This window comes from Accumulibacter sp., assembly GCF_032229525.1.
Lineage (GTDB): Bacteria > Pseudomonadota > Gammaproteobacteria > Burkholderiales > Rhodocyclaceae > Accumulibacter.
Map to the genome: position 1 here is coordinate 1 of NZ_JAVTWB010000125.1, position 3662 is coordinate 3662.

At 62.3% G+C, this 3662-nt stretch carries 2 protein-coding genes; both read left to right on the forward strand.

Annotated elements, in window-relative coordinates:
- Positions 1-115: 115 nt before the first annotated feature.
- Positions 116-1741, forward strand: a complete 1626-nt coding sequence (locus RUW20_RS08645) for a BCCT family transporter (RefSeq protein ID WP_313951806.1) — start codon at positions 116-118, stop codon at positions 1739-1741.
- 107 nt (positions 1742-1848) lie between these two features.
- Positions 1849-3662 (forward strand): DUF294 nucleotidyltransferase-like domain-containing protein (locus tag RUW20_RS08650; RefSeq protein WP_313951807.1); only part of this gene is annotated, 1814 nt, incomplete at its 3' end.

The window sequence follows — 3662 nt, forward strand, 5'->3', positions numbered from 1 at the left end:
CTCGCGCGGGCCGATTTGACACGCGTGTTAGAGTTTACTTTTAGTTCCGGTCGCATTCGTTTCTTGTTCTGACGAGTTCCGAATCCCACAATCGTCCATGACAAGGAGAAAACGCATGACGGAAAAGCGGGATCCGATGATCCCCGATGGCGAAGTCAACCCCATCGATACCGACTATCGGGTCGGTCAAGACAACATCATTGTCAACGTCGGGCCCTTCGGCCTAGACATCCACAATCGCGTGTTTGCGGTGTCGGCGCTGGCGGTCATCGCCTTCGTGGCCCTGACGCTGGTTTTCCAGAGGGAAGTTGAGCCGATGTTCAGCAGCCTGCGCACCTGGCTGACGGCAAATCTCGACTGGTTCTTCATTAGCGTGGGCAACATCTTCGTGCTTGTCTGCCTGGGGCTGGCGGTGTCGCCGCTGGGCAAGGTTCGCCTCGGCGGCACCGAGGCCAAGCCGGATTACACCTACCTCGGCTGGTTCTCGATGTTGTTTGCCGCCGGCATGGGCATCGGCCTGATGTTCTTCGGTGTCTCCGAGCCGCTGTCGCATTTCGCCAGCGCATTTGGCGGCACGACCATGGAAGACGGCGTCCGCACCGATTGGGCGCCGCTGACTGCGGCCGTCGGCGATGCAGCGGGCGCTTCGCGTATGGCGATGGCGGCAACCATTTATCACTGGGGACTGCACCCCTGGGCGATCTACGCCATTCTGGCGCTCGGTCTGGCGCTGTTTTCCTTCAACAAGGGTCTGCCCTTGACCATCCGCTCGGTCTTCTATCCGCTGCTCGGCGAACGCATCTGGGGCTGGCCGGGTCATGTGATCGACATCCTCGCGGTGCTGGCAACGCTGTTCGGTCTGGCGACTTCGCTGGGCTTCGGCGCCTCGCAGGCGGCGGCCGGGCTGAACTATCTGTTTGACGTGCCGCTGGGCAGTACGACGCAGATCGTCCTGGTGGTCGGCATCACCGGCCTGGCGATGATCTCGGTGGTGGCGGGCCTCGATGCCGGTGTCAAGCGCCTGTCCGAGATCAACATGGGTCTGGCCGTGCTGCTGCTGCTGTTCGTGATCATGGTTGGCCCGACGCTGGCCATTCTGAGCGGCTTCTTTACCAACCTCGGCGCCTACCTGGAGTTCCTGCCAGCATTGGCCAATCCGGCCGGACGTGAAGACATCAACTTCTCGCAGGGGTGGACGGCCTTCTACTGGGCGTGGTGGATTTCATGGTCACCCTTCGTCGGCATGTTCATCGCCCGCGTTTCGCGCGGTCGCACGGTGCGGGAGTTCATCGTCTCGGTACTGCTCGTGCCGTCGCTGGCCTGCGTCCTGTGGATGACGGTTTTTGGTGGCACGGCAATCAGCCAGCTGGTGAAGGATGGCTACGAGGTAGCAGCCGGTGCCGATCTGCCGCTGAAGCTCTTCCTGATGCTCGACGTGCTGCCGCTGGCGCAGATCACATCCTTCCTGGCGATCATCCTGGTGGTGGTGTTCTTCGTCACCTCGTCCGATTCGGGCTCGCTGGTGATCGACGTGATCTCGGCCGGGGGCAAGGTCGACGCCCCGACGCCGCAACGTGTGTTCTGGTGCACCTTCGAAGGCCTGGTGGCAATCTCGCTGATTCTTGGCGGTGGTCTGGTTGCCTTGCAGGCGATGGCGGTTTCGACCGGCTTCCCGTTTGCGCTCGTGCTGCTGGTGTCTACGGTGTCGGTGATCAAGGGCCTGATGTCCGAACCCCGGTGATCCCGACTGACGGTCATTGAAGGGCGGGCGCTGTAGCGAAACGCGCTTGCCTGCCTGCCCCATTTCTTGCTCGTTTCCTTTCTCCCCTTCAGGCCACGGTTCATAGAATGCATGACGAACAGATCGAAATCCTCGACTTTCTTCGCCGCTATCCACCGTTTGCGGAGCTGCCGGAGGAAACCCTGCAGCACGTCGCCCGGTCGGTGGACGTGCGCTACTGCCAGGCCGGTACGCGCATCGTCGAGTTTGGCGAGGAAGCGCTGGCCTGGCACGTGGTGCGTAGCGGCGCGGTCGAAATCTACCGCCGCAACGGCACGCTTTACAATCGGCTGACCGACGGTGGCTACTTCGGCGAGTTCGGCCTGCTGCACCGCAAGCGCGTGCGCTTTCCGGCGATTGCCCTCGAAGACAGCCTGCTGTACCTGATCCCCGAGCCGGTGTTTACCGAACTCTTCGAGAACAACGAACAGTTCGCGGATGCGGTCGAGATCGAGGACCGGACGCGCCTTCGGCAGGTGGTGTCACGCCGGGAGGATGCGAATCAGCTGATGTCGGCGACGGTCAGCGTCCTGATTGGTCGCTCGCCGGTGATGCTCGGGCGCGAGGCGACTGCAGTCGACGCCGCCCGGCGGATGAGCGAGGAGGGTGTATCGTCCTTGCTGATCATCGATGGAGCGGCGGCAGCGGGGGGCTCGCCACGCATGGCCGGCATCATCACCGATCGCGATATCCGCATCCGGCTGGTGTCGGAGGGTCTCGGCTACGACACGCCGGTCAGCGAAATCATGTCTCGTGACCCGGTTTCGGTGGAGCACAACCAGCTCGTCTTCGAAGCGATGCTGCAGATGCTGCGCCACAACGTACACCATCTGCCGGTCCTCAAGCAGCAGCGGCCGATCGGCGTGATCGCCCTGTCCGACCTGCTGCGCTATGAGTCGCGCAACAGCCTGTTCGTTGTCAGCAGCATTTTCCGTCAACGCAGTGTCGATGAACTTGCCGCTCTGATCCCCGACGTGCATGCCTGCTTCTCGCGCATGGTCAGCGAGGATGCCAGCTCGCGGATGATCGGCAGTGCGATGGCGGTGATCGGACGCAGCTTCAAACAGCGCTTGCTCGAACTCGCCGAAGAGCAACTCGGCGCGCCACCGCTGCCCTACTGTTTTCTGGCCCTCGGTTCGATGGCCCGACAGGAGCAGCTGATCGTCACCGACCAGGACAACGCGCTGGTGCTCGACAACAGCTTTGAGCCGGCGCAGCACGACGACTATTTCAGTGCGCTGGCAAATTTCGTCTGCGACGGGCTGGCGCGCTGCGGCTACAGCTGCTGCACCGGCGGGGTGATGGCGACCAACGCCAAATGGCGTCAGCCGCTGCGGCAGTGGGAACGCTATTTCAGCGAATGGATCGAGCAACCGACGCCTGAATCGCTGCTCAATAGTGCCATCTTCTTCGACCTCGATGGCGTCTGGGGCGAAAGCGAGTGGATCGAGCAGCTGCAAGCCCTGGTTTCGCGCAAGGCCAAAGGCAATGCGCGTTTTCTTGCCTGCATGGCGCGCAATGCCTTGTTGCGCACGCCACCGCTGGGATTCTTCAAGGACTTCGTCGTCGAGTCGGACGGTCGCCACAGCGGCACCATCAATCTCAAGCGGCGAGGGACAGCGCCGCTCTCGGATCTGATCCGGGTGCATGCGCTGGCGATCGGGTCGCCAACCCGAAACTCGTTCGAACGCTTGCGCGACATCATCGATGCCGACATTTTGCCGCGTGGTCGCGGCCAGGATTTGCACGATGCCCTCGAGTTCGTGTCGACGGTGCGCATCCGCAACCAGGCTAACGATCTGGCCGCCGGTATCGATCCCGACAACAATATCGAGCCCGAAAGCCTGTCGGATTTCGAGCGCAGGAGCCTGCGCGATGCCTT